We start from the raw sequence: 15,514 nt of genomic DNA, 5'->3' as shown, positions 1-15,514 counted from the left end.
CCGGCGTCAGCCCGTGACCCCGCGCGCGTACCCCAGGTAGGTGACGACGGGCGCGCCCTTCGGGTCGAGGACGAACTCGACCCTCCCCGGGATCTCCTCGTCGCCGATCCGTCCCCTGCGCCGGGCGAGCGCGGCCGTCACGAGGTCGAGCGCGCGGGTGGGCTTGAAGGAGCACACGTCCTCGACGCGCAGCCCGTGCGCGGCGAGCGCGACCTCGACCTCGGCGGGCGGCCGCAGCCGTTCGCGCGCGTAGCGCCCGGCGGGCATGATCCGCGTCATCGGGACGGCCTGGAACGCCCCCAGGTAGATGAGCCGGGACACCCACGTCCGGTTCACCGTGTCGTAGACGAGGGTCCCGCGCGGGGCCAGCAGGCGGGCGGCGCTCGCGGCGACCGCGTCCAGGTCGCCGGCGACCTCGAAGGTGTCGGCGACGTACACCAGGTCGAAGCCGCCCTCGGGCAGTCCCGGCGCCTCGGCGGGGGCGGTGCGCGCCTCGACCGGCAGCCCGGCGCGCGCGACGGCGGCGCGGGCCATGGCGGTCGCGGCCGGGGACGGGTCCACCGACACCACGTCCATGCCGAGCCGCGCGAGCCCGAGCGCCACCGCGCCGCGCCCGCCCCCGAGCACGGCCGCGCGCAGGCCCGCCGGGGCGGTGCCGGTGCGCGCCAGCACCCCGTCCACGTACTCCATCCGGACCCGGTGGAAGGCGACGGCCCGCAGCTGCCTGCCGTCGACGGTCCCGGGGGCCTCGGTGTCCAGCTCGGCGATCGTCATGCCCGCCCTCCCTGTGAGTTCCTTGAGGGAACCTAACACAGTGGGTTCCCTCAAGGAACTCAGATAGGGTGGGCGTTGTGAACCGCACCCCGCTGGGCGATGTGGCCTGCTCCATCGCCCGCGCCACCGACCTGTTCGGCGATGCCTGGACGGCCCTGATCATGCGCGACGTCCTCGTCGGCGTGACCCGCTTCGACGACCTGGTCACCGACCTCGGGATCTCCCGCAAGGTGCTGGCGGCGCGGCTGGCCCGCCTCGTCGAGGAGGGCGTGCTGGAACGCGAGCCCTACCAGGACCACCCGCCCCGCCACCACTACCGCCCGACGCGCAAGGGCCGGGAGCTGTACCCGGTCCTGCTGGCCCTGATGGCCTGGGGGGACCGCTGGTACTCCGCCCACGAGGGCGGACCGCCCGCGCGCGTCCACCACCACGGCTGCGACCGCGACACGACACCGGTGACCGTCTGCGAGCACTGCGGCGGCGAGCTGACCCTCGACACCACGACCCAGCTCCCGGGCCCCGGCGGCCGCGTCGGCCCCGGCACCCGCGTGCTGGCCCCCCTGATCGCGTCCCGCGCCCTCCCCGCCGAGAAGGACCGGAACGCCCCGACCGGCACCCCCTGAGGGCGAGGCGCCCCGGGCGGGGGATCCGTGGCCCCGCCGCGGGCCCGTCCCTCAACCCCGCCCGGCCCGGCCCCTCACCGCCCCGGCGCCGCGGCCGGGCTGAACCTGACCGGCAGGGAGGCCAGGCGGCGGACCCAGAACGACGGGAGCCACAGCAGCTCGTCGGCCTCGACCGCCAGCTCCATGTCGGGCAGCCGGTCGAGCAGCACCTCGACCGCCGTCCTGGCGATGACCTCGGCCAGCTCGGGGGCGGGGAAGGGGCACCCGTGGTCGCCGTGACCGAACGACAGGTGGGCGCGGTTGCCGACGCCGACGCCGTGCGCGGGGGGCTGCACCTGGGGGTCGGCGTTGGCCGCGGCCCAGCCCAGGATCAGCATGTCGCCCGGACGGATCCTGCGCCCGGCCAGCTCGCAGGCGTGCACGGCGAAGCGCCCGATGTTGTTCTGGGACGGGGTGTCCTCCCACAGCACCTGGTTGAGCGCCTGGGCGACGCTGCCGCGGCCGCCCTGGAGCGTCACGGCGAACCGCTCGTCGACCAGCATCAGCCGCAGCGTGTTGCCGATCCAGTGGCCGGTGGGCAGGTGCCCGGCGCTCAGCATGATCAGCAGGTCGTTGACCAGGTCGTCGGTGGCGTCGTACGCGGAGTGCTCCAGCAGGCGGGAGGTGACGTCCGGCCCGGGGCGCGCCCGGCGGGACGCGGCCAGCGCGCGCATCATCTCCTGGAGCCGCTGGTGCGCCGGGACCGCGTTCTCGTCGGAGCCCGCCACGTACTGGATGTCGCGGATCATGTCGGGCACCTCGGCGTCCGGGACGCCGAACAGCCGGGCCATCACCAGCGGCGGGAGCCGGTCGGCGAACCGGCTGATCAGGTCGGCCTCGCCGTCCCCGGCGAACTCGTCGATCAGCGCGTCGGCGGTGCGCTCGCAGCTGTCGCCGAGCTCGGTGCGGTCCACGGCGTCCAGCGCGTCGCTGATCGCGGCGCTGCGCCGCTGGTGCTCCTCGCCCTCGGCGAGCAGCACCGACGGGTTCCACCCGACGAACGGCAGCAGCGACCAGTTCTCGGGGACCAGGTCCCAGGCGTTCCAGCGGCGGGTGTCGCGGGCGAACAGGGCCGGGTTGCCGGTGACGTGGTTGACCTCCCGGTACCCGATCACGTACCAGGCGGGGATGTCGCCTTCGAGCAGGACGGGCACGACCGGGCCGTGCTCGCGCCGCATCCGCTCGAAGAAGTCCTTCGACCGCTGGTCGAACTCCTCCCCGTACAGGCGGACGGCGCCCTCCTCGGCGGGCGGCCGGGCGGTCTCGTGGGTCACTGCGCGGCCTCCTGGAGCGCGGTGGGGTCGTGGAGCGTGGCGAGGTGCCGGACGAGCGTGATCAGCACGCCCTTGCAGGACTCCCGGAGCCGGGCGTCGCAGTCGACCAGCGGGACGTTCCCGGGCAGCGACAGCGCGTCGCGCACCCGCTCCAGCGAGGGCTGCGGACCGGGGCCGTCGAACCGGTTGACCGCCACCACGAACGGCATCCTGTGGTGCTCCAGCCGGTCGAGCGGGTAGAAGGAGTCCTCCAGGCGGCGCGTGTCCACCATCACCACCGCGCCCAGGCTGCCGGAGAAAAGCTGGTCCCAGATGAACCAGAACCGCTGCTGGCCGGGGGCGCCGAACAGGTAGAGCACGCGGTGGTCGTCCAGGGAGATCCGGCCGAAGTCGAACGCGACCGTGGTGGTCCGCTTGTCGGCGACGCGGGCGACGTCGTCGATGCCGACGCCGACCTCCGTCATGACCTCCTCGGTGCTCAGCGGGCGGATCTCGGAGACCGAGCCGACCATGGTGGTCTTCCCGACGCCGAACCCGCCCACGATCACGATCTTCAGCGCGTCCCGCACGGTGCGGCGCAGCGGCACCTCGCCCGCGGGCCCGGCCGGAGCGCCGCCGGCTCCGGGCGCCGCCGGCTGGTCAGAGGGCTTCGAGTCCAACGAGCACCTGCTTCAACGTTTCCAGGTCGGCCGGGTGGTTCACCGTGGTGGCCGACGTCGGATGGCGGACGGTGATGTGACCGGTGTCGCGCAGGTCGAGCAGCAGGATCTTCACCACGCTCACCGGCAGCCTCAGATGGGAGGACAGCTCGACCACCGCCACCGGCTCGTGGCGGCACAGCCGCAGGATCGCGACGTGCTCGGACTGCATGCCGGACGCCGGGTCGTTCTCGGCGACGACCAGCGTGACCAGGTCGAGGGCGTCGTCGTCGACCCGACTGCGGCCACCGGTCACGATGTAGAGCCGGTCGGGGTCGTCGAAATCCAGGGGGCGCGGGTTCATCTCGACGAGGCGGTGCGCGGCGCCGCGGTCAGGTAGCCGCCGATCTGCTCCACCAGCTCGTTCATGCTGTGCCCGACCAGGCCGACGTCGGCGTCCTCGTGGGCCACCACGGCCAGATGGGCCCCCGCCCCGGCCGGGATGATCAGCAGCAGCCCGCCGACGAACTCCATCATCGACTGGCCGGCGCCGACGCCGGTGCCGAACTCGTGGGAGGCGGTCATGGACAGGCTCTGGATCCCCGAGGCGATGGCCGCGAGCTGGTCGGCCCGGTCGTCGTCCAGCCCCGGGGTGTGGCAGATCTTCAGACCGTCCCGGGACAGCACCAGGACGTGCTGGACGCCGGGGGCCCGATCCGCGAGGGACGCCAGCAGCCAGTCGAGTTGGCGTTCATCGGTGCTCATCAAGATCACGGGACGCTCCCCGCCGCGACGCCCGCCGCGGATGCGCGCCCCTGCCTCCTATCTGTCGATCCTGCGGTCCGGACGGGGGTGCCGGGTCCGGCCGGCCCGGCGGCCCGGACGCGGAACGGTCCGCCGGGCCATGGGTCCTACTGGTCGGGTTCGTGGGCGGACGCGGTGTCGCCGGTCGTGCGGTGGCGCCCCGAGCCGGACTGGCGGAACGCGGCGAACCGCGCCCCCGGATCGCGGGGCGGGGGCGCCTGCGCCGCCGGCGGCTCGACCGTCCCGGTGAGCGTGGCGCCGCGACGGCGTTTGGGCAGGTACGACGTGTCGGGGGCGCCCGGCGCCGCCGCCGGGGCCATGGCGCCGGCGGGTTCGCGGGCGGGCGCCGGGACGCCGCGGGGCGCGCTCCGGACGGACTCCGCCAGCGTCGTCCGGGTGGCGTCGGCGGCGGAGTGGGTGATGAGCTGGCGCGGGATCAGCACGACCACGCCGATGCCGCCGCGCGAGGACGGCCGGAAGCTCACCCGCAGGCCGTGCTTGCCCGCCAGCCGGCCGACCACCGCCAGCCCCAGCCGGGTGCCGGGCAGCGACGTCAGGTCGGCGGTCTCCGACACCAGCCGCTCGGCGCGCTCCCGCTCGCGCTGCCGCATGCCGAGACCGCTGTCCTCGATGGTGACGACGACGCCCGCGTCCTCCTCCTCGGCGTAGACGTGCACGGCGCTGCCGTGCGGGGAGAAGTTGGCGGCGTTGTCCATCAGCTCGGCCAGCGCGTGCATGACGCCCTCGGCGGCGAACCCGACGACGGCGGCGGTGCTGGTCGAGTGGTACTGGACGCGCTGGTAGGAGGCGATCCGGCCCATGGCGCCGCGGATGACGCTCTCCAGCTTGATGGGCTTGGTCCAGCGCCGTCCCGAACGGCCGCCGCTGAGCAGCGCGATGCTGTCGGCCAGGCGTCCCAGCTGGGAGACGTGGTGGTCGAGGTCGAGCAGGTCGCCGAAGACCTCGTCCTCGTTGTAGCGGTCCTCCAGCTCGCGCAGCTGGGCGAGCATGCGGGTGGTCTGCGCCTGGATCCGCGCCGCCGCGCTCGCGCAGGCCGCCATGGCCGACGCCCTGGTGCGCTCGCCCGCGGCGAGGTTGTCGGCGAACTCGCGCAGGAGCCGTTCCAGCGCCGCGTGCTCGGGCGCCGGCAGGTCGGCCAGCGCGGACGCCGCCGAGACGCGGTCCCGGCGGATCCGGTCGATCAGGGCGGGCAGCGTCGTGTCGGCCAGCCGCGCGACCTCGCCCTCCAGCGCGGCCAGCTCGGCCCTGGCCCGCGCCGCGCCGTGCTCGCTCGCGGCGACGCCCTCCGCCACCATGCGCACCAGCCGGCCCAGCAGGTGGTCCGGGACGGCCCGCAGCTCGGCCAGGGTCTCGTCCGGGGCGGCCCCCGCGTGGAGCCGTTCGATCAGCGCGGGAAGCGGCCCGTCGACCAGCTCCCGGAGCCGGTGCTCCAGCAGGTCGCCCTCGTTCTCCACCCAGGCCAGCCGGTCACGGAAGCTCCGCGCGTACTCGGCCTGGTAGGCCGCCACCCCGATGGCCAGGCTGACGAGCAGCGCCGCCACGCCGCCGCCCGCCGCGACCAGCGTGCGCGACTGCCCGTCCACCGCCAGGAGCGTTCCCAGCAGGGCGCCGCCGACGACGATCGCCGTGATCATCCAGGTCCAGAACGCGCGTTCCAGCGCGGCGCGCTCGACGGGTGCCCGACCTGCTCGTGTTGCCATCCATCGTGTCCTTGTGAGCGTTGGTGACTGGCGCGCTGGACTCTCTCGACCCGTCGCACGGCGGCCATAACGGAAAGGAGCGATCTGGATGCACCATAACGTTCGCGCGTGCGGGGGGTCATAGAAATCGATCTATTGCGGGCACGTCGGTCGGCGCGTTCCGGACCGGGCCGCGCGGGGCCCGCCCGGCGGCCGGAACCGCCGGGCGGGACGGCGGTTCAGGGCCTGACGTCGCCGAGGGTGACCGGCAGGGAGAGCGGGCCGACCGTGAAGAACGACGGCGAGTAGGGGATGTCGTCCGGGTCGATGGCGAGGGCCAGGTCGGGCACCCGCCGGTACAGCGCGGCGAGCGCCAGCCGCCCCTCCATCCGGGCCAGCGACGCGCCGATGCAGAACCGGGGGCCGTGGCCGAAGCTGAGGCGCCCGTCGCGCTCCCGGGTGATGTCGAACCGGTCCGCGTCCTCGCCGTGCTCCGCCGGGTCGAGGCCGCTCGCCTGGTAGAGCACGCCGACCGCCTGCCCCTTGGGGATGGGCACCCCGGCGATGGTCACGTCCTCCGCGGTGAAGCGGAAGCTGGTCATCATCACCGAGTGGCGGTAGCGCAGGGTCTCCTCGACCACGTCGTCCCACCGGTCCCCGGCCTTGGCCAGCGCGAGCTGGTCGGGGTTCTGGGACAGCGCCACGACGGCGTTGCCGAGCAGGTGGACGGTGGTCTCGTGGCCCGCGACGAGCATCAGCCACAGCACGCCGACCAGCTCGTCGGTGGTGAGCCGGTCGCCCTCGTCGCGCGCCTGGACCAGGCCGGAGGTGAGGTCGTCGCCGGGCGTCCGCCGCTTGCGCTCCGCCAGCTCGTGCAGGTAGCCCTGCAGGGCGTTCTGCGTCGCGAACGCCTCCTCCGGCGAGGTGGTGTGCGCCAGCAGCGCGGCGGTCCACCGGCGCACGTCGGGCCGTTCCCCGGCGGGCACGCCGAACAGCTCGCAGATCACCGATATCGGCAGCGCCTCGGTGAAGGTGGGCACCAGGTCGACGCCGTCGCCGGCGGCCGTCACGTCGTCGAGCAGGCCGTCCACGATCTGCTGGATGCGCGGCCGCAACACCTGCACCCGCGCGGGCGTGAACGCCTTGCCGACCAGGCCGCGCAGCCGCCGGTGGTCGCCGCCGTCCATGGTGGACAGGTGACCGCCCTGGACGATGGCGCGCAGCGGCCAGTCCTCGGGAATCGACCCGTCGTGCAGGGCGGGCCAGTGCTTCGGGTCCCGCAGGAAGGTCCGGTTGTCCCCGGCGAGGATCTCCCGTACGGCGTTGTGGGTCAGTGCCAGGTAGGCGGGGACGCCCCCGGGGAACTCCACCTGGACCACGGGGGCGATCTCCCGCAGCCGGAGGCAGGTGTCGAGGGGCGCTTCGTCGGCGGCAGGGAAGGAGGGCAGGCGCGTTGTCATTCGTCCCCATCTGGAAGTAAGGGAGGTGGTAAGTGACGGCTGTTCATCAATATCCCTCTTGATCATCCCGAGGCAAGGCATTCGCGAGGCGAACGACGCGACGATCGTGACGCCCCGGGGGCGCCGCGCGGGGCGCGGCCGGCCTTTGGCCAGCGTTATGTCAGGAGATTCGACGCGCCGAGAACCTCATCACCTTTGGTCATTTAGCCTGAAATGTCGGAAGCTGGCGCCCCGGGTCGAGGACCATCGCCGCCTCCTGGTGCCGCCGTGGTGATCGGGGCCCGGCGCGTTTTCCCGCCGCCTTTCGAAACCCGGCAACGGCTTTTGCGCGGCTCCTTTAGTGCCAGGGCACTAAAGGAACAGCCCCTCGCTCCCATCGCCGCGCAGCGCGAGGGCCCGGTCCAGCAGGTGCCGCAACTCGGGGCCCTCGACGAGGGCGGAGGGCGACGACTCGCCGAAGCGGAGACGCGTGAGCACCCACAGCTCCCTGCGCTCCAGGTCCTCGGCCTCCCACCCGTCGAACTCGGGAGGGACGGCGTCGCTCTCCCGGGCCCGGTAGGCCGCGAACACGTCGGGGAGGCGCATGCCGCTCCCGCCGGGGCGGAAGCGTTCGTGGAGCTCCTCGGCCGTGAGGCGGCCGGAGAGGTTCCGCAGCGAGAGGGCGAACCCCAGGAAGTCGCCGATGACCTGGTCCGGATCCTCGGTGACGTGGAAGAGGGGCCCCTGGAGGCGAACGGTGCGCATACCCGACGTGGATACCAGGGTGCCCGGCCCGGCTACCGGCCGCCCGGCACCCCGGCCTTGTGCCCCACGCCCGCGTAGCACCACTGGCGTTCGGCGCCGAGCGGGACGGTCGCGCCCGGGTCGGGACGCCACATCGACAGGGTGGTCAGGCCCGGCTCCACCAGCTCCAGGTCGTCGAACAGCCGCAGGACCTGCGCGCGGCTGCGCAGGGTGATCTGGTTCGTGGCCTTCTCGTACGCCGCGGCCGCGTCCTGGACCCTGCTGTCGGTGTCGAAGTCACCGGTCACGTGCGACACCGCCAGATAGCTGCCGGGCGCCATGGCGGCGCGGATCCGCTCCACGATCCCGGGCGGGTCGTACTCGTCGTCGATGAAGTGCAGCACCGCCAGCATCAGCACCGCGACCGGCCGGTCGAAGTCGATGAGCCTGCCCAGCTCGGGATCGCTCAGGATCTCGTCGATGCGCCGGATGTCGCCCTGGATGACGGTCACCTCCGGCTTGTTGGCCAGCAGCGCCCGCCCGTGGGTCAGCACGATCGGCTCCACGTCGACGTACACGACGTGGGCGTCGGGGGCGACCTGGTGGGCGATCTCGTGCACGTTGCCCTGGGTCGGCAGGCCCGAGCCGAGGTCGATGAACTGCCGGATGCCGGACTGGGCCAGGAACCGCACCGCGCGCCGCAGGAAGGCGCGGTTCTCGCGCGCCATGAACGGGGTGTCGGGCGCGTGCCGGACCACCTCCGCCACGGCCTCCCGGTCGACGGCGTAATTGTCCTTGCCCCCGAGCAGGTAGTCGTACATCCGCGGGACGTTGGGCGTCTGCGGGTCGACGGCGCTCAGTGTCTTCTCCCCGGCCTGCATGGCAGTGATTTCAACTCCGGCCATATCGTGAAGTGTCCAGAACATGAAAGCATTGCGGCCATCCCGGAACAACCGAATCGAAGATTCTGACGTGGGAGAGCGCAAATGCGAGGCGACGGCACCACCCCATCGCAGATCCCTGGACCCCCCGCGGAGGGCGACGGCGTCGACGCCGTCGCGGCCGCCGGAGGGCTGCACAACTATCAGTTGAAACTTCACGCGGAATACGGGCCGGTGGTCCGGTTCCCGCTGCCCGGCGCGGGCATGGCGGTGTCGGTCGCCGATCCGGTGCTGCTGGAGGCCACCGCGAAGATCAACAAGCGGCCCGAGAAGCTCTTCGAGTTCCTGGCCCCCCTCCAGGAGTCGGGCAACCTGCAGACGATCCCGGCCGACGAGCACGGCCCGTGGCGCCGGGTGATGCTGTCGGTGCTGGCCGGGCGGCCCTCGCACGAGGCGCACTTCGCGCGGTTCGCCGCGCTGACGGACGAGCTGGCCGACCGGTGGGCCGAGCGCGCCGCCGAGGGCACGGTCGCCCTCCAGCGGGACCTGAGCGAACTGTCCCTGCGCATGATCTGCCAGTACGCGCTCGGCAGCGGCCTGGAGTCCCCGGAGGCGGCCGGGCGGGTCGTGTCCGCGTTCGAGGAGGTGCTCACCGCGTACCTGACGCCCGGGGCGGACACCTCGGGCGCCGAACGGGCCCTGGCCCACCTGCGCGCGACCGTCGACCAGGTGCTCACCGCCCACCGCGAGCGCGGCGCCGACGAGCGGGCCGACCGCAGCGACCTGATCGCCGCCCTGGCCGCGGCGGGCGAGTCCCCGGCGCGGATCCGCGACACCGTGCTGATGACCATGCTGGCCGCCCACCACACCACCGGCGTCGCCATCTCCTGGACGCTGTACCTGCTGGCCCGGCACCCCGACGCGGCCAAGCGCGTCGTCGACGAGCTGGACCAGGTCCTGGGCGACCGCGCCGTGCCCGAGTACGGCGACCTCAGGAGGCTGACCTACCTGGACCGGGTGCTCAGGGAGACGATGCGGCTGTACCCGCCGGGCCCGTACGGCGCGCGGGAGGCCACCGAGGACCTCGTGCTCGGCGAGTACACCGTTCCCGCGGGCACGACCATCTTCTACCCGTTCTGGGCCGTGCACATGAACCCCGAGTACTGGCCCGACCCGCAGGTGTTCGACCCCGACCGGTTCACCGCGGAGGCGTCGGCCCAGCGGCCCCGGCTCGCCTACATCCCGTTCGGCGTCGGCCCGCGTAGCTGTGAGGGCGCCGCCCTCGCGGTCGTCGAGGCCCAGCTGGTGCTGGCCATCCTGCTGAAGCGCTTCCACTTCGAGCTGGCCTCCGAACAGACGGTGACGCCCATCGAACGCTTCGTCCTGTGGGCCGCCGAGGACATCCACATGAACCTCACGCCGCGCGAGCCCGCCCACGCCTGAACCCTCCGCCGCCCCACGGCTGTCGAGGCAGGACCCGCACCGCCTCGACAGCCCCTCGGCGGTACGGGCATCTCGCTTTCGAAAACAACTCGGACTGAGTCGAACATCGCGGCGGCAAGCCAATCCCCGACGCATGGCCTGCCGCGGCTATTGGAAGTTCGCCGGAAAACCGGTGCCTTTTCATCCGGTTCATTGCGATCCTCCGCATCTCATCCGAACGAATGGTCCAGGCGGCGCGGTCCCGTCCGGCAGTCCCGTCAACGACCTCGCGGTGGTCGAGGTGGACGGACGTCCTCTGGTGGTATGCGCCGACTCCCGGAACGACGTGTGGACCGAACGCACGCCCTGGACGCGACCTGTTCGGGCGGGCGTCTCGCCCTCGTCGCGGGCAATTCCGCTCCCGAGCATCACGAGTGGGACCCGGCGTCCCCGGAATGGACCGAGGAACGGCGCCGGGAACTTCCCGGGCATTCGGACGACAGGGGGGACCTCGCGGTTCCGCGGCTCGCCGGTCACGCGTCCCAGGTGACCGGCAGGCTCTTCACCCCGTAGACGTCGGCGGTCTCCGGGCGCAGGGCGACCTCCTCGGCCGGTACGGCCAGGCGCAGGGTGGGGAAGCGGCCGAACAGCGCGGGGAACGCGACGCGCATCTCGACGCGGGCCAGCTGCTGCCCCAGGCACTGGTGGACGCCGTGGCCGAACGCCAGGTGCCCGCCCTCCCGCCGCCGAAGGTCGAGCACGTGGGGATCGGTGAAGCGCTCGGGATCGCGGTTGGCGGTGTTGTACGACAGGATGACCGCCGTACCGGCCTCGATCGTCTGGCCGCCCACCTCGACGTCCTCCAGCGCCGTCCGCATGAACGTCTTGGCGACGGTCAGGTAGCGCAGCAGCTCCTCCACGGCCTGGTCGGTGAGCGCGGGATCGGCGCGCAGCGCGGCCAGTTGCGCCGGGTCGCGCAGCAGCGCGAAGGCGCCCAGCGCCAGCATGTTCGCGGTGGTGTCGAACCCGGCCGCCAGCAGGAGCAGCCCGATCCCCTTCAGCTCCTCGTCGGTCAGGTCGCCGTCGGTGAGGTCGCTGAGCACGTCGTCGGTGGGACGGGCGCGCTTGGCGGCCACCAGCTCGGCGAGGTGGTCCTGGATCGCGGTGTAGGCCGCCATCTGCTCCTCGTCCCCGGCCTCCCCGCCGAGCAGCGACTCGATCTGCTCCTGGAAGGAGCCCCGGTCCCGGTACGGCACCCCCAGCAGCTCGCAGATCATGATGGCGGGGACGGGCCGGGCGAACGCGGTCACCAGGTCCACCGGCGGCCCGGCCTTCTCCATGGCGTCCAGATGCTCGGCGGTGATCTGCTCGACGCGCTCGGTGAGCAGCCGCATCCGCCGTACGGTGAACTTGCCCACCAGCGGTTTCCGGTAGCGCCCGTGCCGCGGCTCGTCCATGAGGAGGAACTCGCCGGGCGCCGCCGGTGGGACCTCCACGCCGGTGAGATCGATGAACGGGTGGGGCATCAGCTCCCGGCGCGAGCTGAACCGCGGATCGGCCAGGACCGACCTGACCAGGTCGTATCCGGTGACCAGCCAGCCGGGCCGTCCGCCGGGGAAGGTGAAGCGGCTGATGGGGCCGTGCCGGCGGGCGTCGATCAGCTCGTCCGGCGGGTCGAACGGGCAGCCGGGTCGGCGCTCGGCCGGCAGCGCCGTGACGGTGTGGGGGAATTCGCTCATGACCGTTCCTCACTCTCGTCGGTAAGCGTTCGGGCTCCGCTGGTCAGGCGCTGACGGCCTTCTTGTAGAGGCGGGTCGCCAGCGGGACGAACACGAGGAGCATGACGGCGATCCAGAGCAGCGACACCGGGACGGCGTGCTGGAGGGGCCAGGCGTCGGAGGTCTTCATCGCGGGGCTGGTGTTGCCGAACAGCTCGCGCGCGGCCTGGGTGAAGGTGGACACGGGGTTCCACTCGGCGACGACGCGCACCGGCGTGGGCAGCCTGGAGCTGTCGAGGAAGGCGTTGGAGACGAACATCAGCGGGAGCGACACCATGGTGGCGATGTTGTTGAAGCTCTCCGGGGTGCGCAGGCTCAGCGCGACGGTCGCGGTGACCCAGGAGAACGCGTAGGCGAACAGCAGCAGCAGCCCGAACCCGAAGGCGGCCTCCACGGGCGAGGTGTGCACCCGCCAGCCGACGATCAGACCCATCACCGCCATGACGACCAGGCTGGCGAGGTTCATCAGCAGGTCGCTGAAGGTCTGGCCGGTCAGCACCGCGGACGGGGCCATGGGCAGCGAGCGGAACCGGTCGAAGATGCCCTTCTGCAGGTCCAGGGTCAGCGTGTAACCGGTGATCTGCGCGCCCGAGATCACGGCCTGGACGAAGATGCCGGGGATCAGGAACTCCCGGTACGACATCCCGGGGACGTCGATGACGCTGCCGAAGACGTAGGCGAACAGCAGCACCAGCACGATCGGGAGCATGATGACGCTGCCGAGCAGGTCCGGCGACCGCCTGATCTTCAGGGCGTTGCGCCGGGCGATGGTCCAGCCGTCGGCGACGGACATGGTGAGCGCGTTCATCGGGTGGCCTCCCGGACCTGCTCGTCGGTGCCGGACGCGCGGTGTCCGGTCAGGGTGAGGTAGACGTCGTCGAGGGTGGGCCGCCGCAGCCCGGCGTCCCGGACCCGGACCCCGGCGTCGGCCAGCCGCCCGAGGGCGTGGCGGAGCGACTCGGGGCCGTCGGTGACCGGGACGGTGATCTGGAGCGATTCGGGGACGGTCCGCATGGCGCCGACGGCGACCCAGGCGAGGGCGTCCCGGGCGACCTCCAGCTCGGCGGCGTCGGTCACACTCAGCTCGATGCGGTTGCCGCCGACCTGGTCCTTCAGCTCGTCGGCGGTGCCGCGGGCGATGGCGCGACCGTGGTCGACCACCATGATCTGGTCGGCGAGGCGGTCGGCCTCCTCCATGTACTGGGTGGTCAGCAGCAGCGTGCTGCCGCCCGCGACGAGTTCGGAGATGGTGTCCCACAGCGCGGCGCGGGCGCGGGGGTCCAGGCCGGTGGTGGGCTCGTCCAGGAACAGCACCGGCGGGTTGGCGACCAGCGCGCCGGCGAGGTCGATGCGGCGCCGCATGCCGCCGGAGTAGCCCTTCACCGGACGGTCGGCGGCGCCGGTGAGGTCGAAGCGTTCCAGCAGCTCGCGGGCGCGGGCCCGGCTGCGCCTGGCGCCCAGGTGGTAGAGGCGCCCGATCATCTCCAGGTTCTCGGCGCCGGTGAGGTGCTCGTCGACGGCCGCGTACTGGCCGGACAGTCCGATGTAGGAGCGCAGCCGCCGGGCCTCGGCGACGACGTCGCATCCGGCGACGGTGGCGCGGCCGCCGTCGGGGCGCAGCAGCGTGGTCAGGATCCGCACCGTCGTGGTCTTGCCGGCGCCGTTCGGGCCGAGCAGGGCGAGCACCGTCCCTCGCGGGACGGAGAAGCTCAGCCCGTTCAGGGCCGTCACCTCGCCGTATCTCTTGACCAGTCCTTCGGCTGTGATCGCGTCGCTCATGGGGGGCTCCTCGCGCGGGTTCGGGGGGTCAGGAACGGTGGATGTCGATGTCGCCGTAGTTGGTGAGCGCGTGCACCTCGGTGACCAGGTCGGTGGCCTCGGGGCTTTCGGCGGCGGCCAGGGTGTTGCGCACCACGCCGTTCTTGGAGTGCAGGTCCAGCCAGGCGGCCGTGCCCTCGGCGATGCCGACGGCGACCTTGCCGCTGCCGTTCTCCAGGCGGAGGGCGCCGCTCACCGCCGCGCCGATCCGGATCCGGCCGTGCGCGCTCTTGGCGGTGAGGTCGGCCAGCACGCGGTCGACGGTGATGTCACCGGTGGCGGTCTTCAGTTGCAGCTCGCCGGCCACCTCGCCCACGGTGATGGCGCCGGTGGAGTTCTTCACCGTGCCGGAGCCGGTGACGGCTCCGAGCCGGATCGCCCCGGTGGAGCAGCTCACCTCGACGGGCCCGGTCACCCGGTCCACGGAGATGTCGCCGTTGGACGCCCTGGCCTCCAGCGGACCGGCCTCCTCCAGGCGCAGATCGCCGAACGAGCTGCGCAGGACGGCCTCACCGAGCGGACCGGTGGCGATGAGGTCCGCGGCGACCTCGGCCTCAAGGCGGGAGCCGGCGGGCAGGCCGACGGTCACCTCGATGGAGCCGCGCCAGGCGCGCAGGTACGCGAGGCCCCTGGGCCGCGGACCCTTGACCCGCAGCCGCCCGCCGGAGAACTCGACGACCGTCCGCTCGGCGGCCTGCACGCTCGCCTCGGCGGACGGATCGCTGGGAAGCACCTCCACCACGGTGTCGGCGCGGTCCTCGGCGTGGATGCGGACCTGGCCGACGTAGACGTCGATGTCGGCGGTGATGGGGCCGGGGGTGTCGAAAGCAGGCATGGCGGAACCCTCCTCGTGGGTCCGGTGCGGTATCCCGGCCTCGGGGCCGGGCGATGGGTGGTGACGAGGGCGGGGCGGGTGCCGCTAGCGCACCCAGCCGGTGTAGCCGCGCCCGCTCTGGTGCGGCCGGGGCCGCTCGGCGGAACGGCTCCCGGCGCCCGGCTCGAACGCGGCGGAGATGGCGCGGACCAGCCAGGCGTTGACCGAGACGCCCTGTCGCCCGGCCGCCTCCTCCACCCGAAGCTTGAGGTGCTCGGGCAGCCGCAGCGTCACCCGCGCGGTGCCGCCCTCCTCGACGGGCGGCGCCACGGCCTCCCGCGCGAACTCCGCCCCGCCGTCGGCCGCGCTCCCCGGAGGCGGCCCCGGCTGCGGCGGCGTCACCACGAACGCCGGGTCGCCGCCGCGCAGCCGCACATCGACCGAGCCCGGAGCGAGATCGCGGGTGATCTCGTCCGCCGCCGCCGACAGCGCCTCCAGCAGGGTGAGCCGGGTGGCCGCCTCCAGGGCCCCGGTGAGGCGCTCGGCCAGCGCGCGAGCCTCCGGACCGCCCGCCTCGGCGGCGGCGGCGAGCTCGCGGCGGAGGCTCTCCACATACGGCATCAGGTCCATGCCACAACTATGACGTCACTGCGACGTCAGGTCAAGCGAAAGTGACGTCATGAAGATGCGTGACCGTGCCCGGCATGTCGCGTGAGTGGCAGCAAAAGAGCGTTGAGAGAAGCAAAAACGCAGGTCATCGGTTCGA

General features: G+C 72.9%; 16 protein-coding genes. 2 read left to right on the top strand and 14 right to left on the bottom strand.

Annotated elements, in window-relative coordinates; translation table 11 throughout:
- Positions 1–6: 6 nt before the first annotated feature.
- A complete protein-coding gene (locus HNR61_RS07875; protein ID WP_182842467.1) occupies positions 7–774 on the bottom strand; it encodes a class I SAM-dependent methyltransferase in 768 nt (255 codons plus the stop codon).
- 77 nt (positions 775–851) lie between these two features.
- Here HNR61_RS07875 and HNR61_RS07870 point away from each other — a divergent pair, with 77 nt between their 5' ends.
- Complete coding sequence (locus HNR61_RS07870; RefSeq protein ID WP_182842466.1) at positions 852–1,397, top strand: winged helix-turn-helix transcriptional regulator; 546 nt, start codon at positions 852–854, stop codon at positions 1,395–1,397.
- A 74-nt stretch (positions 1,398–1,471) separates the two neighbouring features.
- Here HNR61_RS07870 and HNR61_RS07865 read toward each other — a convergent pair whose 3' ends face one another.
- The 8 genes from HNR61_RS07865 to HNR61_RS07830 form a co-directional block, all read right to left on the bottom strand.
- Positions 1,472–2,710 (bottom strand): cytochrome P450, encoded by a 1,239-nt coding sequence (locus HNR61_RS07865; protein WP_182842465.1) that lies wholly within the window; start codon positions 2,708–2,710, stop codon positions 1,472–1,474.
- Positions 2,707–3,369, bottom strand: coding sequence for a GTP-binding protein (locus HNR61_RS07860; protein WP_376770251.1), 663 nt, complete (start codon positions 3,367–3,369; stop codon positions 2,707–2,709). The genes HNR61_RS07865 and HNR61_RS07860 overlap by 4 nt, the downstream gene beginning before the upstream one ends.
- Positions 3,350–3,712 (bottom strand): DUF742 domain-containing protein, encoded by a 363-nt coding sequence (locus HNR61_RS07855; protein ID WP_182842464.1) that lies wholly within the window; start codon positions 3,710–3,712, stop codon positions 3,350–3,352. The genes HNR61_RS07860 and HNR61_RS07855 overlap by 20 nt, the downstream gene beginning before the upstream one ends.
- Entirely contained in the window at positions 3,709–4,113 is a 405-nt protein-coding gene (locus tag HNR61_RS07850) for a roadblock/LC7 domain-containing protein (protein ID WP_067825832.1), read from the bottom strand. Before HNR61_RS07850 ends, HNR61_RS07855 begins: the two co-directional genes overlap by 4 nt.
- Positions 4,114–4,259: 146 nt before the next feature.
- A complete protein-coding gene (locus tag HNR61_RS07845) occupies positions 4,260–5,873 on the bottom strand; it encodes a sensor histidine kinase (protein ID WP_246442355.1) in 1,614 nt (537 codons plus the stop codon).
- A gap of 218 nt (positions 5,874–6,091) precedes the next feature.
- Entirely contained in the window at positions 6,092–7,312 is a 1,221-nt protein-coding gene (locus HNR61_RS07840; RefSeq protein WP_182842463.1) for a cytochrome P450 family protein, read from the bottom strand.
- A 351-nt stretch (positions 7,313–7,663) separates the two neighbouring features.
- On the bottom strand, positions 7,664–8,056 hold the full coding sequence (locus HNR61_RS07835) for a hypothetical protein (protein WP_182842462.1): 393 nt from the start codon (positions 8,054–8,056) through the stop codon (positions 7,664–7,666).
- Positions 8,057–8,088: 32 nt separating this feature from the next.
- Positions 8,089–8,940 carry an SAM-dependent methyltransferase gene (locus HNR61_RS07830; protein WP_246442352.1) on the bottom strand — a complete coding sequence of 284 codons (852 nt, stop codon included), beginning with the start codon at positions 8,938–8,940 and terminating at the stop codon, positions 8,089–8,091.
- 81 nt (positions 8,941–9,021) lie between these two features.
- Between HNR61_RS07830 and HNR61_RS07825 the strand changes: the two genes are divergently transcribed.
- Entirely contained in the window at positions 9,022–10,359 is a 1,338-nt protein-coding gene (locus HNR61_RS07825; RefSeq protein ID WP_182842461.1) for a cytochrome P450, read from the top strand.
- Positions 10,360–10,871: 512 nt separating this feature from the next.
- On the opposite strand, the gene HNR61_RS07820 is transcribed toward HNR61_RS07825, so the two are convergent.
- The 5 genes from HNR61_RS07820 to HNR61_RS07800 all read right to left on the bottom strand — a co-directional run bounded on the left by HNR61_RS07820 (position 10,872) and on the right by HNR61_RS07800 (position 15,378).
- Positions 10,872–12,077, bottom strand: coding sequence for a cytochrome P450 (locus HNR61_RS07820; RefSeq protein WP_182842460.1), 1,206 nt, complete (start codon positions 12,075–12,077; stop codon positions 10,872–10,874).
- Between the two features lie 43 nt (positions 12,078–12,120).
- Complete coding sequence (locus tag HNR61_RS07815) at positions 12,121–12,924, bottom strand: ABC transporter permease (RefSeq protein ID WP_182842459.1); 804 nt, start codon at positions 12,922–12,924, stop codon at positions 12,121–12,123.
- Positions 12,921–13,895: an ATP-binding cassette domain-containing protein gene (locus tag HNR61_RS07810; protein ID WP_182842458.1), complete on the bottom strand. Its 975-nt coding sequence runs from the start codon at positions 13,893–13,895 to the stop codon at positions 12,921–12,923. Before HNR61_RS07810 ends, HNR61_RS07815 begins: the two co-directional genes overlap by 4 nt.
- A 28-nt stretch (positions 13,896–13,923) precedes the next feature.
- Complete coding sequence (locus HNR61_RS07805) at positions 13,924–14,769, bottom strand: DUF4097 family beta strand repeat-containing protein (protein ID WP_182842457.1); 846 nt, start codon at positions 14,767–14,769, stop codon at positions 13,924–13,926.
- Positions 14,770–14,853: 84 nt separating this feature from the next.
- Positions 14,854–15,378 (bottom strand): toxin-antitoxin system HicB family antitoxin, encoded by a 525-nt coding sequence (locus HNR61_RS07800; protein ID WP_182842456.1) that lies wholly within the window; start codon positions 15,376–15,378, stop codon positions 14,854–14,856.
- Positions 15,379–15,514 lie beyond the last annotated feature (136 nt).

It is taken from the genome of Actinomadura kijaniata (genome assembly GCF_014138665.1).
GTDB lineage: Bacteria > Actinomycetota > Actinomycetes > Streptosporangiales > Streptosporangiaceae > Spirillospora > Spirillospora kijaniata.
The sequence above is the reverse complement of the archived record's forward strand: the minus strand, read 5'-3'. Positions and strand labels throughout refer to the sequence as shown.